Source organism: Stutzerimonas sp. Brlt_14, assembly GCF_051948915.1.
In the GTDB taxonomy this organism is placed as follows: domain Bacteria; phylum Pseudomonadota; class Gammaproteobacteria; order Pseudomonadales; family Pseudomonadaceae; genus Stutzerimonas; species Stutzerimonas stutzeri.
The window spans coordinates 1-19205 of sequence record NZ_JAYJLM010000002.1; the positions used below are offsets into that span (position 1 = coordinate 1).

The 19205-nt window shown below is 60.7% G+C and carries 17 protein-coding genes; 5 read left to right on the forward strand and 12 right to left on the reverse strand.

Annotated elements, in window-relative coordinates:
* Positions 1-164: 164 nt before the first annotated feature.
* The 3 genes from queD (at position 165) to VF716_RS04030 (ending at position 3212) form a co-directional block, all read left to right on the forward strand.
* Positions 165-521: a 6-carboxytetrahydropterin synthase QueD gene (gene queD, locus VF716_RS04020; protein ID WP_026006452.1), complete on the forward strand. Its 357-nt coding sequence runs from the start codon at positions 165-167 to the stop codon at positions 519-521.
* Positions 522-716: 195 nt separating this feature from the next.
* Positions 717-2033 (forward strand): Na+/H+ antiporter family protein, encoded by a 1317-nt coding sequence (locus VF716_RS04025; RefSeq protein ID WP_053527638.1) that lies wholly within the window; start codon positions 717-719, stop codon positions 2031-2033.
* A 117-nt stretch (positions 2034-2150) separates the two neighbouring features.
* Positions 2151-3212, forward strand: coding sequence for an AI-2E family transporter (locus VF716_RS04030; protein WP_017243949.1), 1062 nt, complete (start codon positions 2151-2153; stop codon positions 3210-3212).
* 46 nt (positions 3213-3258) lie between these two features.
* Here VF716_RS04030 and VF716_RS04035 read toward each other — a convergent pair whose 3' ends face one another.
* The 11 genes from VF716_RS04035 to VF716_RS04085 form a co-directional block, all read right to left on the reverse strand.
* Positions 3259-5253 (reverse strand): PhoX family protein, encoded by a 1995-nt coding sequence (locus tag VF716_RS04035; RefSeq protein ID WP_053527637.1) that lies wholly within the window; start codon positions 5251-5253, stop codon positions 3259-3261.
* A 184-nt stretch (positions 5254-5437) separates the two neighbouring features.
* Positions 5438-7033, reverse strand: coding sequence for an isocitrate lyase (locus tag VF716_RS04040; protein WP_108241691.1), 1596 nt, complete (start codon positions 7031-7033; stop codon positions 5438-5440).
* Positions 7034-7512: 479 nt separating this feature from the next.
* The gene (locus tag VF716_RS04045) at positions 7513-8322 is read right to left on the reverse strand and encodes a secretin N-terminal domain-containing protein (protein ID WP_108241692.1); all 810 of its coding nucleotides are present in this window, start codon (positions 8320-8322) and stop codon (positions 7513-7515) included.
* Positions 8319-8948, reverse strand: a complete 630-nt coding sequence (locus tag VF716_RS04050; protein WP_014596826.1) for a hypothetical protein — start codon at positions 8946-8948, stop codon at positions 8319-8321. Before VF716_RS04050 ends, VF716_RS04045 begins: the two co-directional genes overlap by 4 nt.
* 6 nt (positions 8949-8954) lie before the next feature.
* Positions 8955-9380, reverse strand: a complete 426-nt coding sequence (locus VF716_RS04055) for a GNAT family N-acetyltransferase (RefSeq protein ID WP_013982947.1) — start codon at positions 9378-9380, stop codon at positions 8955-8957.
* The gene (locus VF716_RS04060) at positions 9373-10539 is read right to left on the reverse strand and encodes a ribosomal protein uL16 3-hydroxylase (protein WP_011913432.1); all 1167 of its coding nucleotides are present in this window, start codon (positions 10537-10539) and stop codon (positions 9373-9375) included. The genes VF716_RS04055 and VF716_RS04060 overlap by 8 nt, the downstream gene beginning before the upstream one ends.
* A gap of 77 nt (positions 10540-10616) precedes the next feature.
* A complete protein-coding gene (purB, locus tag VF716_RS04065) occupies positions 10617-11987 on the reverse strand; it encodes an adenylosuccinate lyase (protein WP_279641924.1) in 1371 nt (456 codons plus the stop codon).
* 85 nt (positions 11988-12072) lie between these two features.
* Positions 12073-12711, reverse strand: coding sequence for a high frequency lysogenization protein HflD (gene hflD, locus VF716_RS04070; RefSeq protein WP_011913430.1), 639 nt, complete (start codon positions 12709-12711; stop codon positions 12073-12075).
* Complete coding sequence (gene mnmA, locus VF716_RS04075) at positions 12708-13835, reverse strand: tRNA 2-thiouridine(34) synthase MnmA (protein WP_440551914.1); 1128 nt, start codon at positions 13833-13835, stop codon at positions 12708-12710. The genes hflD and mnmA overlap by 4 nt, the downstream gene beginning before the upstream one ends.
* A 67-nt stretch (positions 13836-13902) precedes the next feature.
* Positions 13903-14343 carry an NUDIX hydrolase gene (locus VF716_RS04080; RefSeq protein ID WP_283258692.1) on the reverse strand — a complete coding sequence of 147 codons (441 nt, stop codon included), beginning with the start codon at positions 14341-14343 and terminating at the stop codon, positions 13903-13905.
* Positions 14344-14447: 104 nt separating this feature from the next.
* Entirely contained in the window at positions 14448-16676 is a 2229-nt protein-coding gene (locus tag VF716_RS04085; RefSeq protein ID WP_095460163.1) for an NADP-dependent isocitrate dehydrogenase, read from the reverse strand.
* 358 nt (positions 16677-17034) lie between these two features.
* On the opposite strand from VF716_RS04085, the gene icd reads away from it, so the two are divergent.
* Positions 17035-18291, forward strand: a complete 1257-nt coding sequence (icd, locus tag VF716_RS04090; RefSeq protein WP_011913426.1) for an NADP-dependent isocitrate dehydrogenase — start codon at positions 17035-17037, stop codon at positions 18289-18291.
* Between the two features lie 59 nt (positions 18292-18350).
* Here the strand turns inward: icd and cspD are convergent, their stop codons facing one another.
* A complete protein-coding gene (cspD, locus tag VF716_RS04095; RefSeq protein WP_013982942.1) occupies positions 18351-18614 on the reverse strand; it encodes a cold shock domain-containing protein CspD in 264 nt (87 codons plus the stop codon).
* Positions 18615-18832: 218 nt separating this feature from the next.
* Here cspD and clpS point away from each other — a divergent pair, with 218 nt between their 5' ends.
* A complete protein-coding gene (gene clpS, locus VF716_RS04100; RefSeq protein WP_026006451.1) occupies positions 18833-19195 on the forward strand; it encodes an ATP-dependent Clp protease adapter ClpS in 363 nt (120 codons plus the stop codon).
* Positions 19196-19205: the final 10 nt, after the last annotated feature.

Sequence of the window (19205 nt, forward strand, 5' to 3'; positions counted from 1 at the left end):
AGCGCGGAAAAGCGGCAGGATCACCGATTTTTTGATGCCGACAAATTACCGCAGCTGCTCTCTTTGGCGGTGATTGCCCTGCGTAGCAACCTCTGTGCATGAATCACGCGGGCAAAACGCGTAAAATTGCGCGCTTCGTCGCGATCAGATCACGAGTGCATACAGTGGAAATATTCAAAGAATTCACATTCGAGTCGGCGCACCGTTTGCCGCACGTACCGCAAGGACACAAATGCGGGCGGCTGCATGGCCACTCCTTCCGTGTTGCCTTGTATATAAGTGGGCCAGTGGATCCACATACTGGTTGGATTCGGGATTTCGGTGAGCTGAAATCCATCTTCAAACCGCTCTACGAGCGTTTGGATCACAACTATCTGAACGACATTCCCGGTCTGGAAAACCCCACCAGCGAGAACCTGGCGAAATGGATCTGGAACGAGCTGAAGCCGCTGCTTCCAGAGCTTTCCCGCGTCCGCATTCACGAGACCTGCACAAGCGGTTGTGAATACCGTGGTGAGTGATCATCGCGTTGGGTTTTATCTGCTCAGTAAAAGCTGGTACCGCTAACGCCGAGCTAGCGATAGGGAACGGCTACTGACAACTCAGAATGCGCTCATTCGTCCTGAATGTGCCGTTCCGATTTTGACAGTTCTGCGCAGTTGCTGCAGAGTGCGGCGCTTTTCTACGCGACTTGGTCGTTTATACGGAGATTTGAAATGAACGCAGTTGTTGCGGCGGTCGGCATCATGCTGGTCTTGAGCCTTTGCCGCGTGCACGTGGTCGTTGCACTTATTGCCGGGGCCATGGCCGGTGGGTTGATTGGCGGGTTGGGTATCGAAGGCAGCCTCGCCGCTTTCAACAAGGGCCTGGGTGGTGGAGCGACAGTGGCGTTGTCATATGCCCTGCTTGGTGCGTTCGCCGTAGCCATCGGCAAGAGCGGTCTGGCCCACGCGCTTGCCGACAAGGCTCTGGCTTTGGTCGGAAAGCAAGGCGGCCAGGGCACCGGCGCGGTGAAGTGGATGATGGTCGCACTTCTGCTGGCGGTAGCTATCTCGTCCCAGAACATCCTGCCGATTCATATTGCGTTTATTCCGTTGCTGGTTCCGCCGTTACTTTTCGTACTGTCGAAGATGAAGATCGACCGGCGCCTGATTGCCTGCGTGCTCGCGTTCGGGCTGATCACTCCTTACATGTTTCTTCCGGTTGGGTTCGGCAACATCTTCCTCAATGAGATTCTGCTGGCCAACGTTGCCAAAAGCGGTGTGGATGTAACCGGCATCAAGGTCACCCAGGCGATGCTGATCCCAGCTTTGGGCATGTTGTCGGGGCTGGCGATCGCCTTCTATAGCTACCGCAAGCCGCGTGAATATGACCTTGCTCGCATCGAGCAGGTGGAGCCCAGTTCGGTACGTTACAGCCCACTGACCTTGGTGGTGGCAGGCATTGCCGTTGCTGCGGCGTTCATTATTCAGCTGTGGCTGGACTCGATGATTCTCGGCGCACTTGCAGGGTTCGTGATCTTCTCGGTCTCCGGTGTGGTGCGTTGGCGAGAAGCGGATGACCTGTTTACCGACGGCATGAAAATGATGGCCATGATCGGCTTCATCATGATTGCCGCCGCTGGTTTCGCTGAAGTGATGCGTGAAACCGGTGAGGTGAAACTGCTGGTAGACGCATCCACCGCGTGGATCGGCAACAGCAAGGCCATCGGCGCCCTGTTGATGCTTCTGGTCGGTTTGCTCGTCACGATTGGCATCGGCTCTTCTTTTTCGACCGTGCCAATCATCGCCGCCATTTTCGTGCCGCTTGGCGTCGAGCTGGGCTTCAGCCCCTTGGCGATCGTGAGTCTCGTTGGCACAGCCGGCGCGCTCGGCGATGGTGGTTCCCCTGCATCCGATTCCACGCTTGGGCCAACGGCCGGTCTGAATGCCGACGGTCAGCATAACCATATCTGGGATACCGTCGTACCGACCTTTCTGCACTACAACCTGCCGCTGCTCGCATTCGGCTGGCTGGCAGCGATGACCCTCTGAACCGAAGAGAAGGGCCGTTCGGACAACAACGGCCCCTGTTGCGAATCCGTCGTCTGGCCCGCACTCGCGCTCTCGCTCGTTGACTAAACAGAACGATACGCAGCGACAGGGTCAACAATGGTCAACTCGACGCTCGAGCAGAAAGTCTTCCTCGCGCTGCTGGTAGTGGTTTCCCTGGCGTTCGGCTGGATTCTGTTGCCGTTCTATGGAGCAGTTTTCTGGGCGGTCATTCTCGCCATCATCTTTGCACCCTTGCAGCGCTACCTTTACCGGCGGTTCAGTCAACGCCGCAATCTGACGGCGTTGTTTACCTTGCTGGTCTGCCTGCTGGTTGCCGTGCTACCTGTCATTCTGATTACGGGCATGCTGGTTCAGGAAGGCGCGACCCTCTACAAGCAGATAGAGAGCGGCGAGCTGGACATTGGTCGCCTCGTATCGGGTCTGCGGGAGCTGTTACCTCAATCGGTCCAGCTGCAGCTTCAGCGCTTCGGCTTCGGGGATCTGGACTCCATGCGGGAGCGCCTTGCATCGGGTGCGCTCGAGGGCAGTCAGTTTCTCGCCACCAAGGCGTTCAGCTTCGGTCAGGGGACGTTTCAGTTCCTGATCAGCTTCTTCGTGATGTTGTATCTGCTGTTCTTTTTCATCCGGGACGGTCGAGAGCTGGTGGCACGGATCAGAAAGGCCATTCCGCTCAGCGATGCCCAGAAAAGGCGCCTTTTCAACAAGTTCACCCGTGTGGTACGTGCGACGGTGAAGGGCAACATTGTGGTCGCCGTCACTCAGGGAGCTCTGGGCGGAATCATCTTCGCCGTACTCGGCATATCCGGCGCGCTGCTTTGGGGTGTGTTGATGGCGTTTCTGTCGTTGCTCCCCGCGGTGGGGGCCGGACTGATCTGGACGCCCGTCGCCATCTACTTTCTGATGACCGGGGCGATCTGGCAGGGCGTGATTCTCACACTCTATGGCGTGCTGGTGATCGGACTGGTGGACAACATTCTCAGGCCCATCCTAGTGGGCAAAGACACCAAGATGCCCGATTACGTCGTGCTGATCTCGACGCTGGGCGGTCTGGCGCTTTTCGGTTTGAACGGGTTCGTGATCGGCCCGCTGGTGGCGGCTTTGTTCATATCCACATGGGGGCTGTTCACTTCGCCTGAAGAGCCCCCTCCGGGCCAATGATTGCCGACGCGGGGGAGGGCCTGGCGCTCGCCAGGCCCCTTGGCGTTTACATCAGGCGCTTACCATCTTCACGAGTGATGATGACGGTGGCCGAGCGGGGACGCCGACCGGCGCCGTCTGGCCAAGTGCTCGTGTAGTTCGTCGAGGTCGAACCCTCACCCGGATGCTGGATGTTCACGAACAGCGTGCGGAAGTCAGGCGTTGCCGTGATTCCTGTCACCTCGGCACCCAGCGGGCCGACCAGGAAACGCTTGGTTTCACCTGTTCTCGGGTCGGAAACCAGCATCTGGTTGTTGCCAAACGGACCGGAGCTCAACTGGCTACCGCTCATGTCGGTCTGGATCCACAGGCGTCCTTCATCGTCGAACCACAATCCATCGGGGCTGGCCAGGATATTCGTGGCGTCCAGCGCACGGCCTTTCGGGCTCCGGCTGTTTTCCTCGGGGCCGGCGAGCAGGTAGATATCCCAGGTGAATCGGGTGCCGGCAAAATCCCGGCTCGCTTCGCGCCAGCGAATGATATGGCCGAACGCATTCGGTGAACGCGGGTTGGCCGCATCGGACTGCTGGCGACCGCTATTGTTGGTGAGCGTGAAATACACCTCACCCGTGTCGGGATGTACCGCACCCCATTCCGGGCGATCCATTTTCGTTGCACCAACGATATCGGCGGCCAGGCGGGTATTGATCAGCACCTCTCCCTGATCGGCGAACCGAACGCCAGCGGCCTTGCAGGCGCGCTGAAACGCTGGGTTGGCATGATCCAGCGCGAGCCAGTCGCCACTGCCATCCGGGTTGAAACGCGCCACGTAGAGGACGCCATCGTCCAGCAGGCGCCCCTCGCTACGCTGAGGCCGATATTTGTCGCGGCTGACGTACTTGTAGATGTACTCGTTCTGCGAGTCGTCGCCTGAATAGCAGACGACAGGGCGGCCTGGCTTGACCGGCGCGAACACCAAGCCTTCATGGGCGAAACGGCCGAGCGCTGTGTGCTTGATTGGAGTCGAATGGGGATCGAACGGATCGATTTCCACCACCCAGCCAAAGGTGTTTGGCTCGTTGCGGTAATCGCCTTGGGCAGTAGCCGCGATGCGGGTCGCATTGAATCGCTCGAATTCATCGCCTGCCACGGTTTCCCATCCATAGCGTCCGGCTCCCCGGACGCCGTAGCGGCTGAGCTCACGCGGAAGCTCGGCGTCGCCAGTAGCGAAATAGCCGGCCCAGTTTTCCTCGCAAGTGAGGTAGGTTCCCCACGGCGTGAATCCGTTGGCGCAGTTGTTGAGGGTGCCGCGGGCCGAGGTGCCGCTTGGGCTGTAGCGGGTACGCATCAACGCGTGGCCGCGCGCCGGGCCTTCGATTCGCATCGGTGTCGCGCCGGTGATGCGGCGGTTTCGCGCCGTCGGCAGCACGGACCACTCGCCGCGTGGACCTCGGCGGATTTCAACTACCGAGACACCGTGTGCGTTGATCTCCTTGCGGACTTCGTCGACGTTGACGCGCTTGCCATCCACTACGGTCGGACCGTTACGGTGGAGCAGGGGTGCATCGATGTACTCGTGATTGAGAACCAGCAAGCCGTGGTCGCTCTGCCGTCCGCCCAGCTTCGCGTTCATGGGGAAGAAGTGCATTCCGTCGTGGTGCATGCCGACCTGTTGGGCCTGATCTTCAGCCGTGTTGCTGGCATCTTCCAGCCAGGCCGGATAGCGCCCGGTAATCGGCGTGCCCCAAGGGATGAAGGTGGTGGCGGTATAGCCTGACGGCACGGTTATGGTGTCGGCACGGGTAACGGCCACCGGCACGAACGGCAGGCGGGTACGACGTTTGAACGGAACATCTTTGATCCCGCGGGACATTGGCTCCGCCGCTTGCGCGAGGCCGGGAAGGGATGCGCCAAGAAAGGCCAGGGCACCCATGGCTGCGCCACCCGCGAGTACTTTACGTCGGCCAAGGGAAATCACATCCTGGATATGCGGATTCGTCGAATGGTTACTGGGCAACTCGTCCCCGTTGCCGAACAGAATGTCGTTGTTCTCAGTAATCACGGCGCAGCTCCATAACGATTGTTGTCGGAGCCATGACGCTAAGGTTCGTATGCGACAAGAGAATGACAGTGGAGCGCTGGCCGACGAAGCGTAACCGTGCACCACTCAATCCGTCGCAAAAAAAAGCCCCGGCTCACGCCAGGGCTTTTTTCACACCGCAGCCGGGGCGGCTGCGAACCTGTTCTTAGTGGAACTGGTTCATGGTGTTGTCTTTGCCGCTTGCCTTCAGAGCAGCTTCGCCAGCGAAGTACTCCTTGTGGTTGTCGCCGATGTCAGAGCCAGCCATGTTCTGGTGCTTGACGCAGGCGATACCCTGACGCAGTTCCTCGCGCTGAACGCCCTTAACGTAGGCCAGCATGCCCTGGTCGGCAAAGTAGCCCTTGGCCAGGTTGTCGGTCGACAGAGCAGCAGTGTGGTAGGTCGGCAGGGTGATCAGGTGGTGGAAGATGCCGGCGTGAGCCGAACCGTCGCGCTGGAAGGTACGGATCTTCTCGTCTGCAACCTGGGCCAGCTCGGTTTCGTCGTACTCGACGCTCATCAGCTTGGCGCGGTCGTAGGCGGACACGTCCTTGCCTTCGGCAACGAAAGCGTCGAACACCTGCTGACGGAAGTTCAGCGTCCAGTTGAAGGACGGGCTGTTGTTGTAGACCAGCTTGGCGTTCGGGATGACTTCGCGGATGCGGTCAACCATGGCCTTGATCTGGCCAACGTGCGGCTTCTCGGTTTCGATCCACAGCAGGTCGGCGCCGTTCTGCAGCGAGGTGATGCAGTCCAGAACGCAGCGGTCTTCGCCGGTGCCAGCGCGGAACTGGAACAGGTTGGACGGCAGACGCTTCGGACGCAGCAGCTTGCCTTCGCGCTTGATTACGACGTCGCCATTGCCCAGCTCGGCTTCGGAGATTTCTTCGCAATCCAGGAAAGAGTTGTACAGGTCGCCCAGGTCGCCCGGCTCTTTGGTCACGGCGATCTGCTTGGTCAGGCCGGCACCCAGGGAGTCGGTACGAGCAACGATCACGCCGTTGTCGATGCCCAGCTCGAGGAAGGCGTAACGAACGGCAGCGATCTTGGCGAGGAAGTCGGCGTGCGGAACGGTTACTTTACCGTCCTGGTGGCCGCACTGCTTCTCGTCGGAAACCTGGTTCTCGATCTGGATGCAGCAAGCGCCTGCTTCGATCATGCGCTTGGCCAGCAGGTAGGTAGCTTCCGGGTTACCGAAGCCAGCGTCGATGTCGGCGATGATCGGTACGATGTGAGTTTCGTAGTTGTCGATCTGGCTCTGGATCTCGGCAGCCTTGGCGGAATCGCCGGCCTCACGAGCAGCGTCCAGAGCGGTGAACAGCAGGTCCAGCTCACGGCTGTCAGCCTGACGCAGGAAGGTGTACAGCTCTTCGATCAGGTCGGAAACGGCAGTCTTCTCGTGCATCGACTGGTCCGGCAGCGGGCCGAACTCGGAGCGCAGAGCAGCAACCATCCAGCCGGACAGGTAGAGGTAACGCTTGTTGGTGGTCTTCAGGTGCTTCTTGATGGAGATCAGCTTCTGCTGACCGATGAAGCCGTGCCAGCAGCCGAGGGATTGCGTGTAGACGGACGAGTCGGCGTCGTACTCGGCCATGTCCTTGCGCATGATGTCGGCGGTGTACTGAGCGATTTCCAGACCGGTCTTGAAGCGGTTCTGGGCGCGCATGCGAGCGACGGACTCAGGGTTGATGGCGGCCCAGCTGCTGCCGTATTGCTCTTTCAGGGCGGCAACTGCCTTGATGTCGTCTTGATATGCGGACATGTTCAATCCTTCAAAAATAAGTGTGGTTGAGCACCGACTTTTTCCCACCGAACCTACGTGCTATCGCTGATCAGTGCGGGCAACACGCGGCAGAGCGTCGAAATATCGACCGGGACGAGGATTGAACCAAGGAGAAGGGGGATACGACCGCCGGGCTGGCTGGTTCCGGTTGCTGCGCCCACAGCCGGCGTGGCTGCCGTGTGCGCTACAACAACGAGAAGCTGGTCAGACTGGCTGATGCGTCAATCGCTACCCCGTCCCTCGGGACGACTCGTTCCAGTCGCAACCTCGTCAGTCCGCCTTGTGGGCAGTACAGTCACGGAACGGCTCGGCTGGTTGGCTGGAGCACGCCCCGGAGACCCTTGCCAGGGCCCCTGGTTAGCGGGAGCGGGCCAATAATGCGCCGCTGTTTTTTCATCGTCAATGGTTTTGTAGTGTTTTTTTTAGGCCACTACATTCTTCTGCGCGTCAGCAGTGGTTCAGTCGAGAACATCCACTTTCAGGCGCATCGAAAGGTTCTGGCTGCCCTGGGTGGAATAGCGACGCAGCGTGCCGCGCTGATCAGAACTTGCGCTTTCATCGATACCGCCCACGGTGATCCATTCGCCGACGCGCCCACTGATGCGGGTATCGGCATTCTGCACTTCGACGACGCCACTGCGGCCCTGAGCGAGTCGGTCGCGGCTGCTGCTGATACTGATCTGCACGCGATCGCCATGCACCGTGGCGGTGGCGTAGAAACCACGCAGAACATCACGATACTGGGTTTGCTGATAGATCTGGCCATAGCCATCGGTGCCCTGAGTCGTCAACGGAACACTCTGGCCAACCTGAATGAGCGCCGGATAGCCCTCGCTGGCCTGAATCTGCTGAATGCCACCGTCCCGGCTGTTGGTACTGCGACGAATGATGCGAACCTGGTCCCTGCCTCCGATCTCGCCGCGGCCCGTTTCGAACTCCACGTCGCCGGCGCGTACCGAGCCGTCTACCCGATATCCTCCCGTCGCGCTGCTAGCCGAGTCTTGGGTATCGACGCTGATCAACAGGCGTTTGGGGGCCACATCCAGTTGGTCCACCACCTGGCGCAGCTCTCGAATCAGTGCGTCCGGTGCGTTGACGATCAGCTGGTTGCCATATGCCGTGACTCGGCCCTGGCCGCCCAGTACCGACTCGGCTACCGGGAGCACTTCCTCGCCCATGCGGTTGTTGAGCTGGATGACTTCGGTTGCCGCCTGTAGCGGTAGGCAGATGCTGAGCGCGACGGCCAGCAGCGTGATACGAGGACTCATAACAGGAAGCTCCGCAAGTTTGCGTCCGATTGCCCATGATCCCATGCCTTGTCGAACTCTGCCTGGCGTATGCGCACGCGAGCAGGGTCACGATACAGGGCGTAGCCAGCATACTGGTCGGCCTTGGGGCGCTCCAGCAGCCCGCAGTCGTCGGCGAGGAGGTAGGTGCCGTTCGGCTCGGGGTAATCCGAATGCAGCTTGCGAATATGGACATTGCTGGTCAACCGGCGCGCGAGTTGAAGAAGGCGATGCCCTTCCTTCACGGCGCGAGTTGGGTCGGCGACCAGGATACGCAGCTGGTTGCGAGGGTGTGCGAGCAGAAGGCGAGTGCAGGCCTGCTGAATGCTGCTGTGATGATAGAGCCAGGGCTCCAGGTCAGTGCTGTAGATGCACAGGGCGCGGGTCGCCTGCTGCAGCATGGCCAAGGCGTGCTGGCGTACTTCAGTCGGCTTGTCGAATCGTTGCAGCTCGACATCCCGTCCAAGGCGGAAGGGAGCCGCGACCCAGGCTTCGGGCTCGGGCAGATCAGGAGGCGGATTGTGTACGGCGAAGCGCCCCGGGGAGTGAAAGTCGATAGCCGGCAGTTCGGCCTGTTCGGTTCGCTCCTTGGGGGCATCGTCGTTCATTTCGTCTCACTGGCTCCGGCGGAGCATCTCAACATGAGGGATGCCGGCTTCAAGAAATTCGTCGCTGACAACCTTGAAGCCAAGCCGCTCGTAAAACGCGGTGGCATGGACCTGAGCGGTCAGAGTCTGTTCGGTCAGGCCGCGGCGCTCGGCTTCGGCAATGACCGCTCGCATCAGCGCATCGCCGACGTTCATGCCGCGCCAGTCGCGCAACACCGCCACGCGGCCAATCTGCCCGTCGGCCAGGAGCCGAGCGGTGCCGATCGGATAGCCGCCCTCGAGTGCAAGGAAGTGCACCGCTTCGGCATCGTCGGCGTCCCACTCCTGCTCGGGCGGTACGGCCTGCTCGGCAATGAATACGGCCTCGCGGATGCGCCGCAGTTCGGCGTTGTCCTGCTGCCAGTCGGCGATCCGTACCTGAACGCTATTCATCAGCAAACTCCAGACTTCCTTGTTTTACCAGTTCGCACAGCAGCGCCCGGCCATCCTCGTCGCTCAGCCATCGACCGACGTTTTCGACATGCAGCGCGTCGGCCGAGCAGATCAGTTTCAACAGTTCGTTCAGCTTAGAGGGAAGCAGGCGGCTCTGGCCACTGGCGAACAGTAGCAGGCCGATATCCACCTCGCTCCAGGCCAGCCGGGCCGCGGGGTTGCGAACCAGTATCGCGCCGTCCTCCAGCGCCGACAGCAACTCGTCCTCGCTCAGTTCCGGGCCCTCGACACGCTCCGGATAACGCGGCTCGGTCATGAATTGGCCGAACCAGGTAAGCAGGAGGCGTTCGTCGCTCATGTGCTCGGCAAGCAATGCCTTCAAACGGTCCAGTGCATCGCTCTGGATCTGGAAGGGGTCATCGCTGGGTTGTAGATCGGCATCACTGTAGCGTTCTTCGTCTGGCAGGAATTGCGCGAGGAAGTCGGTGAAATGGGTCAGGACTTCCGCGGCGCTGGGTGCGCGAAAACCGACCGAGTACGTCATGCAGGCATCCTCGGCGGTGCCAAAGTGAGCGAGGCGAGGCGGCAGGTAGAGCATGTCGCCCGGCTCCAGCACCCATTCTTCGGTGCCCTGGAAGTCGGCGAGAATGCGCAGGTCGCCGTGGGCCAGCATCGGGCTTTCGCTGTCGCACATCTGCCCGATGCGCCAGCGGCGCTGTCCATGGGCCTGCAGCAGGAACACATCGTAATTGTCGAAGTGCGGTCCGACGCCGCCACCCGGAGCGGCATAGCTGATCATCACATCGTCGATGCGCCAGTTGGGCAGAAAGCGGAAATGCTCGATCAGCTCGGCGACGTCCGGCACGAGCTGGTCGACCGCCTGCACCAACAAGGTCCAGTCACGCTCCGGCAGCTGCTGATAGGTGTCCTCGGTGAATGGGCCTCGGCGCAGCTCCCAGGGGCTTTCGCCGTGTTCGATGACCAGACGGGACTCGACGTCCTCTTCGAGGGAGAGGCCGGCCAGTTCGTCCGGCGAGATCGGGCTCTGGAAACCCGGGATGGCCTGGCGGATCAGCAGCGGCTTCTTCTGCCAGTAATCGCGCAGGAATTCCCGAGCACTGATGCCGCCCAGAATTTGAAGTGGAATATCAGAAGTCATGCGTAACACCTTGCTCTATATGGCAGAGCTGAAAATAAAAACGCCCGGCACAGCCGGGCGTGCAGGCATGGGATCGATCAGATGCGCTTGGCCTGGGCAGCGGCGTTGCCGATGTAGCTTGCCGGCGTCAGCTTGCGCAGCTCCGCCTTGGCGTCGGCCGGGATGTCGAGGCCGTCGATGAAGGCCTGCAGTGCGTCAGGCGTAATGCCTTTGCCGCGGGTCAGATCCTTCAGCTTCTCGTAGGCATTCTCCACGGCATAACGCCGCATGACGGTCTGTACCGGCTCGGCAAGCACTTCCCAGCAGGCATCGAGATCTTCGGCGATGCGGGCAGCGTTGAGCTCCAGTTTGCCGATACCTTTGAGGCTCGCCTCGTAGGCGATGACGCTGTGGGCGAAGCCAACGCCCAGGTTGCGCAGGACGGTGGAGTCGGTCAGATCGCGCTGCCAGCGGGAAATCGGCAGCTTGCTGGCCAGGTGCTGGAACAGCGCGTTGGCAATGCCGAGGTTTCCTTCGGAGTTCTCGAAGTCGATCGGGTTGACCTTGTGCGGCATGGTCGAGGAGCCGATTTCGCCTGCGACGGTTTTCTGCTTGAAGTAACCGAGGGAGATGTAGCCCCAGACGTCGCGATCGAAGTCGATGAGGATGGTGTTGAAGCGCGCGATGGCGTCGAACAGCTCGGCGATGTAGTCGTGCGGCTCGATCTGCGTGGTGTAGGGGTTCCACGACAGGCCCAGATCACCCTCGATGAATTCGCGGGCATTGGCTTCCCAGTCGACGTCTGGGTAGGCGGACAGATGGGCGTTGTAGTTGCCCACGGCCCCGTTGATCTTGCCCAGCAGCGGCACGGCAGCTACCTGAGCGATCTGGCGCTCCAGGCGATAGACCACGTTGGCCAGTTCCTTGCCAAGCGTAGTCGGGGAGGCCGGCTGACCGTGGGTGCGCGACAGCATCGGCACGTCGGCGAACTGGACGGCCAGGCTGCGGATGGCGTCGGCGAGCTGGCGCATCAGCGGCAGCAGAACGGTGTCGCGGCCTTCGCGCAACATCAGAGCGTGGGACAGGTTGTTGATGTCTTCGCTGGTGCAGGCGAAGTGGATGAATTCGTTGACCTTGGCCAATTCAGGCAGCTGCTTGGCCTGCTCCTTGAGCAGGTACTCCACGGCTTTGACGTCGTGGTTGGTGGTGCGCTCGAACTCCTTGACACGCTCGGCGTGCTCCAGCTGGAAGTTCTCCGCCAGCTGATTCAACAGCGTATTGGCTTCGGCGGAGAAGGGCGCGACTTCCGGAATGCCCGGGTGGGCTGCCAGGCGCTGTAGCCAGCGGACCTCGACCTGAACACGGCAACGAATCAGGCCGAATTCGCTGAAGATCGGGCGCAGGGAGCTGGTTTTGCCGGCGTAGCGGCCATCGACGGGGGAAACCGCCGTGAGCGAGGAAAGCTGCATAGAGGGCATTCTCGGACAGTCGGGCAACGAAAAGGGCGCAGATTATACACGAATGTACCGGCACATCCCGGTCCATTCTCCCCGGTTATCGGTCTTCGCTCTGTGTCGAGCGCAGTCGAGGATAGAGTGCATCGAGCAGCTTGCGCCGGCTGAAGATCAGCTGCCAGCGGTGCCCGCCAAGCTGGCGCCAGAGGCGGGCAGAGCGAATGCCGGAGAGCAGCAGGGCGCGAATCTTGGCGGCGTTGTCGCTCTGCTGCAGGTGGCGCATGTCGCCCTGAACCTGGATGCGCTGGCGGAAGGTGCTTAGGGTGTCCTGATAGAGCCCGCCGAACGAGGCGACCACGTTTTCATGGGTGAGGCCGAAGTGCTCGACCTGCTGCTGGATCTGATCCAGCCGGCTGCCGATGACTTGCAGCATGTCGCCACGTTTGTCCAGCTGTCGCTCCAGGCCGATCATCGCCAGCGCATAGCGCAACGGTTCGCGCTGCAGGCTGCTGCTGTCGCGCTCCAGCGCGCCGACCAAGGCACGGTAGCCGTCTCGCAGATTGAGGTCGTCGCCGCCGTAGATTTCCAGTGTAGTCTGCGGGTTGCGCGCCAGTAGGCTACCGAGCATGCAGCCGAGCGCGGCGTTCGGCACCTGGCCGGTTCGGGCGATGCGGTCGACCAGCGTGGCGGCTTCGAACACCGCGCCGAGGGCTATCAGTTGTTCATCCAGCTTGCTCATGCTCGGCCCTCGAACCAGGGTTCGGCCTGTTCGATGACGCCGCCGCCGAGGCAGACCTCGCCATCATAGAACACCACTGATTGGCCAGGCGTGACGGCGCGTTGCGGCGCTTCGAACACGGCGCGATAGCCATCGGGCGTCCGTTCCAGCGTGCAAGCCTGGTCGCTCTGGCGATAACGAACCTTGGCGGTCAGCTTGAGCGGGGCGCTGAGGTCCACGGGGTTTACCCAGTAGATCTCGGAAGCCAGCAGCGCGCGGGAGAACAGCCACGGGTGGTCATTGCCCTGGCCAACGATCAGCACGTTGCGCTGCAGGTCCTTGCTCAGCACATACCAGGGCTCGTCGGAGGCATCCTTGAGACCGCCGATACCCAGCCCCTGGCGTTGGCCGATGGTGTGATACATCAGGCCGTGGTGCTGGCCAATTACCTCGCCGTCGACCGTTTCGATGTTTCCCGGTTGGGCGGGCAGGTACTGCTTGAGGAAATCACTGAAACGCCGTTCGCCAATGAAACAGATGCCGGTGGAGTCCTTCTTCTTCGCCGTAGCCAGGCCGTGCTTCTCTGCAATCGCGCGGACCTCGGGCTTCTCCAGCTCGCCGACGGGAAACAGCGTCTTGGCCAGTTGCTCGCCTCCGACGGCATGCAGGAAGTAGCTTTGGTCCTTGTTGGGGTCGAGGCCCTTGAGCAGTTCGCTGCGGCCATCGCGGTCACGTCGCTGCACGTAATGGCCAGTGGCGATGAGGTCAGCACCGAGCATCAGGGCGTAATCGAGGAACGCCTTGAACTTGATTTCCCGGTTGCAGAGGATGTCCGGGTTCGGCGTGCGCCCGGCCTTGTATTCGGCGAGGAAGTGCTCGAACACGTTGTCCCAGTACTCGGCAGCAAAGTTGGCGGTGTGCAGCTTGATGCCGATGCGGTCGCACACGGCTTGGGCGTCGGCCAGGTCTTCCTTGGCGGTGCAGTACTCCGTGCCGTCGTCCTCTTCCCAGTTCTTCATGAACAGGCCTTCGACCTGATAGCCCTGTTCGAGCAGCAGGAGGGCGGAAACAGACGAGTCCACGCCGCCGGACATGCCGACGATCACGCGTGTTTTTTCCGGAGCGGAGAGGGTCGCAACAGACATAGAAGTACGCCAGGGCTTTGCAAAGGGGCGAATTCTATCAGCTGGCGCCGGCGTGACGAAGTTGTGATCAGTTGCGAATGACGTCAAGCGGATGCAGCGGCCCGGCCAGGTAGTCATCGATGCAGCGCGGAACCAGCTCGCTGCGCCAGCGCTCGGGCTGCTGGGCCAGCTCCTCGCGGCTCAACCAGCGGGCTGCGACGATGCCATCGTCGAGTGATCGTTGCGCATCGTGACGCACGGCCCTGGCGGCAAAGCACACGCGCTGATAGGTGATGCCGTTGCTCGGGGCGGTATACAGGTAGATGCCGACCAGGCCGGTGAGCTCGACCTCCCAGCCCGTTTCCTCCAGCGTCTCCCGGATGGCGGCCTCGCGCAGGTTCTCGTTGGCCTCCAGGTGGCCGGCGGGTTGGTTGAGCACCAGTCGGCCTGCCTTGAGTTCCTCCACCAGGAGGAAGCGGCCCTGGTCTTCGATTACGGTAGCGACGGTGATGTGGGGGTGCCAATCCATAGGGGCTGCCTTGCGCAAATGAGGCGATCATAACAGCAGCTGGGCTGCTGAAAGCACGAACCCCGGCGCAAGGCCGGGGTTCGTATTGACGCTCAGGTGCAGACTCAGGCGTTCAGCGCGGCCAGGGCAGCGTTGAAGGTGGCGCTGGGGCGCATCACCTTGCTGGTCAGCTCCGGGTTGGAGCGGTAGTAGCCGCCGATGTCGACCGGCTTGCCCTGCACGGCTGCCAGTTCAGCGACGATGGCCGCTTCCTGCTCGGTCAGGGTCTTGGCCAGCGGAGTGAAGTGAGCCTTCAGCTCGGCATCTTCGTCCTGCGCGGCCAGAGCCTGCGCCCAGTACAGTGCCAGGTAGAAGTGGCTGCCGCGGTTGTCGATCTGGCCAACCTTGCGCGCCGGGGACTTGTTGTTGTCCAGCAACTTGCCAGTGGCCTGGTCCAAGGTCTTGCCTAGGATCTTCGCCTTGCCGTTGCCAGTCTTGATGCCAGTCTCCTCCAGCGAAACCGCCAGGGCGAGGAACTCACCCAGCGAATCCCAGCGCAGATAGTTTTCTTCGACCAGCTGCTGCACGTGCTTCGGCGCGGAACCACCGGCGCCAGTCTCGTACATGCCGCCGCCGGCCATCAGCGGAACGATGGACAGCATCTTGGCCGAGGTGCCCAGCTCCATGATCGGGAACAGGTCGGTCAGGTAATCGCGCAGCACGTTGCCGGTGACGGAAATGGTGTCCTTGCCGCGGATCATGCGCTCCATGCTCAGGCGAATGGCTTCGTTGTAGCCCATGATGCGAATGTCCAGGCCGCTCAGGTCGTGCTCCTGCAGATAGGTTTCGACCTTCTTCTGCAGCTGCATGTCGTGGGCACGCTCCGGGTCCAGCCAGAACACGGCTGGGGTGTTGGACTGGCGGGCGCGGGTAACGGCCAGCTTGACCCAGTCGCGGATCGGCGCGTCCTTGGTCTGGCAGGCACGCCAGATATCGCCTTTCTCGACTTCGTGCTGCATCAGTACGGTGCCATCGGCCAGTACGACGCGCATGGTGCCGTCGGCGTGCATTTCGAAGGTCTTGTCGTGTGAGCCGTATTCCTCAGCCTTCTGCGCCATCAGACCGACGTTTGGCACGCTGCCCATGGTGACCGGGTCGAAGGCGCCGTTGGTTTTGCAGAAGTTGATCATTTCCTGGTAGATGCGGGCGTAGGTGCTCTCCGGCATCACCGCCTTGGTGTCCTTCTGCTTGCCATCCTTGCCCCACATCTGGCCGGAGTTGCGAATCATCGCCGGCATCGAGGCGTCGACGATCACGTCGCTCGGGATGTGCAGGTTGGTGATGCCCTTGACCGAGTCGACCATCGCCATTTCCGGGCGGTGGCTATAGACCTCGTGGATGTCATGCAGGATTTCTTCCTGCTGCGAGGCGGGCAGGGACTTGATCTTGTCGTAGACGCTGCTGATGCCGTTGTTCGGGTTGACGCCCAGCTCCTTGAACAGATCGCCGTACTTGTCGAAGACGTCCTTGTAGTAAACGCTCACGGCATGGCCGAAGACGATCGGGTGGGAGATCTTCATCATGGTCGCCTTGACGTGCAGGGACCACATGACGCCGGTTTCCTTGCAGTCCTGCAGCGTGTCTTCGAAGAACGCGCGCAGCTTCTTGCAGCTCATGAACATGCCATCGAGCACTTCGCCTTCCTGCAGGGCGAGCTGCTTCTTGACCTCGACCTTGCCATCCTTGCCAACGAACTCGATACGCACGTCACCGGCTTTTTCCATGGTGATCGACTGTTCGCTGGAGAAGAAGTCGCCGCCGCGCATGTAATCGGCGTGGGACTGGGATGCCTTGCTCCACTTACCCATGGAGTGCGGATGCTTGCGGGCATAGGCTTTCACGGCGGCCGGCGCGCGGCGGTCGGAGTTGCCTTCGCGCAGGACCGGGTTCACGGCGCTACCGAGCACCTTGCTGTAACGCGCGCGCGCGTCTTTCTCGGCATCGGTCTGCGGGTCTTCGGGGTAGTTGGGGATGTTGTAGCCCAGGGCCTGCAGCTCGGCGATCGCTGCCTTGAGCTGTGGAACGGAGGCGCTGATGTTGGGGAGCTTGATGATGTTGGCGTCGGGCTGGTTGGTCAGCTCGGCAAGCTTGGCCAGATCATCTTCGACTTTCTTGTCGGCATCCAGCTGATCGGCGAAGCTCGCAAGGATGCGCCCTGCAAGAGAGATGTCGCGTGTTTCGACGGAGATGTCAGCGGAGGCTGCGAAGGCTTCTACAATGGGAAGAAGCGAATAGGTTGCCAGGGCTGGAGCTTCGTCGGTGAAGGTATAGATGATCTTCGAAGGGGTGGACATTTAGCGTTAACTCTCTTCTTGCTGGGCGTGCACAGAATCCCGAATGCGCCGGGTAGGCGCCCTGACTCTCCATCTAGTAGTCGAGCCAGAAGGGGATTCGCCGCGGTGATGATGGATGCACCAATAGAGTGTCGAGCGTTTGAACCGCCGAGCCGCGGTGGCAGCGTCAGGGTTCAAGAGGCGGGTCTGGTACAGGCTCGTCCCTTATGACTTGTGAGTCATCGCGGCAGTATACCATCGAGCCCCCCTCTGGCAGAACGGCATTGCGCATACGACGAACGAACATGTAGTTTCAGGCGATTCGAGTGGGTTACCCTCAAACGACGATCGATGTCTAACCACGAAGACGGAGTCCAGCATGGGATACCAAAAGATCCAGGTGCCAGCCAGCGGTGACAAAATCACCGTCAATGCCGATAACACCCTGAACGTTCCCGACAATCCGATCATTCCTTATATAGAGGGGGACGGCATCGGCGTTGACATCAGCCCGGTGATGATCAAGGTCGTGGACGCAGCCGTGCAGAAGGCCTACGGCGGCAAGCGCAAGATCGCCTGGATGGAAATCTATGCTGGCGAGAAAGCCACTCAGGTCTATGACCAGGACACCTGGCTGCCGAAGGAAACACTGGAAGCGGTTCGCGATTATGTGGTGTCCATCAAAGGACCGCTGACCACGCCGGTTGGAGGCGGTATCCGTTCGCTGAACGTTGCGCTGCGTCAGGAACTGGACCTCTATGTCTGCCAGCGCCCGGTTCGCTGGTTCACTGGCGTTCCGAGCCCCGTGAAGAACCCAGGCGATGTGGACATGGTGATCTTCCGCGAGAACTCCGAAGATATTTACGCCGGTGTCGAGTGGAAAGCCGGCTCCCCTGAGGCGGAGAAGGTCATCAAGTTCCTCACCGAGGAAATGGGCGTCAAAAAGATCCGCTTCACCGAGAACTGTGGCATCGGCATTAAGCCCGTCTCGCTGGAAGGTACCAAGCGTCTGGTTCGCAAGGCGCTACAGTATGCCGTGGACAATGATCGTGACTCGGTCACCTTCGTCCACAAGGGCAACATCATGAAATTCACCGAGGGTGCTTTCAAGGAGTGGGGCTACGAAGTCGCTCGCGACGAGTTCGGCGCAGAGTTGCTCGATGGTGGACCCTGGATGCAGTTCAAGAACCCCAATACCGGCAAGAACATCGTGGTCAAGGACGCCATCGCCGACGCCATGCTGCAGCAGATTCTGCTGCGTCCGGCCGAATACGATGTCATCGCCACGCTCAACCTGAATGGCGACTACCTATCCGACGCCTTGGCGGCTGAGGTTGGAGGTATCGGTATCGCTCCGGGTGCCAACCTGTCCGACACGGTGGCGATGTTCGAGGCGACCCATGGCACGGCGCCCAAGTATGCCGGTCAGGACAAGGTCAACCCGGGTTCGCTGATCCTTTCGGCCGAAATGATGCTGCGCCACATGGGATGGGTCGAAGCGGCCGATCTGATCATCAAGGGCACCGAAGGCGCCATTGCTGCCAAGACGGTCACCTACGACTTCGAGCGACTGATGGAAGGCGCGCAGCTGATGTCATGCTCGCAGTTCGGCGACGCCATGATCAGCCACATGTAAGCAAGTGGGTAAAAAGGCCGATCGATTGATCGGCCTTTTTTGTTCGCTCCCGCAGGACGTCAGGCGTCGACCGTGGAAGCACCCTGGGCAGCGGCAGGAGTCGTCGCTTCGGACACGGCTTGCTGAGGCCGGATGTCGGTTGCGTGGAGGCCTTTCGGACCCTGCAGGATATTGAACATGACCGCTTGCCCAGCTTTCAGAGTTCTGTAGCCTTCCATCTGGATGGCCGAGTAGTGGGCGAACAGGTCCTCATCGCCGCCGTCTGCTACGATGAAGCCGTAGCCTTTGGCGTTGTTGAACCACTTGACCTTACCGCTTAGCATGCTGTTATCCCTCTGCAAAGGAGTCCATTACTGGAGTAACATCCATTTCATTCCGCGCTTATGCAGCCCGAGGCCTCATGTTGCGCAACCCGTTTGCCCTTGTAGGCACTTACTGTTTGTATCACCGTTTTGCCGATAGTCAAGGCGACTCGTCAGCTGGCTGCGAAGCTGTCCATATTTATCTGGCCCCCGCGCCACGACCTAGAACCGTTATGCGCATGCATGCATTTGCTCAGATTCGACTAACATTCAATCAGGATCGGCCTCTGGAGGACGGAGACGATGCGTCTGGCCTGGCTGTTGAAGAGGCCAAGCCGCAGCTGAAGGCACCACCGATGTATAAAGTTGTCATGTTCAATGACGACTACACGCCGATGGATTTCGTCGTCGAGGTACTGGAAGGCATTTTCAATCACAGCAGGGAGCAGGCCACCAAGATCATGCTGGCCGTCCATACCGAGGGGCAGGCCGTCTGTGGTGTGTATACCCGCGACGTCGCCGAAACCAAAGCAATGCAAGTGAATCAATATGCAAGGGAATGCCAGCACCCGCTGCTTTGTGAGATCGAGAAGGACGGTTAACTCCGACTGC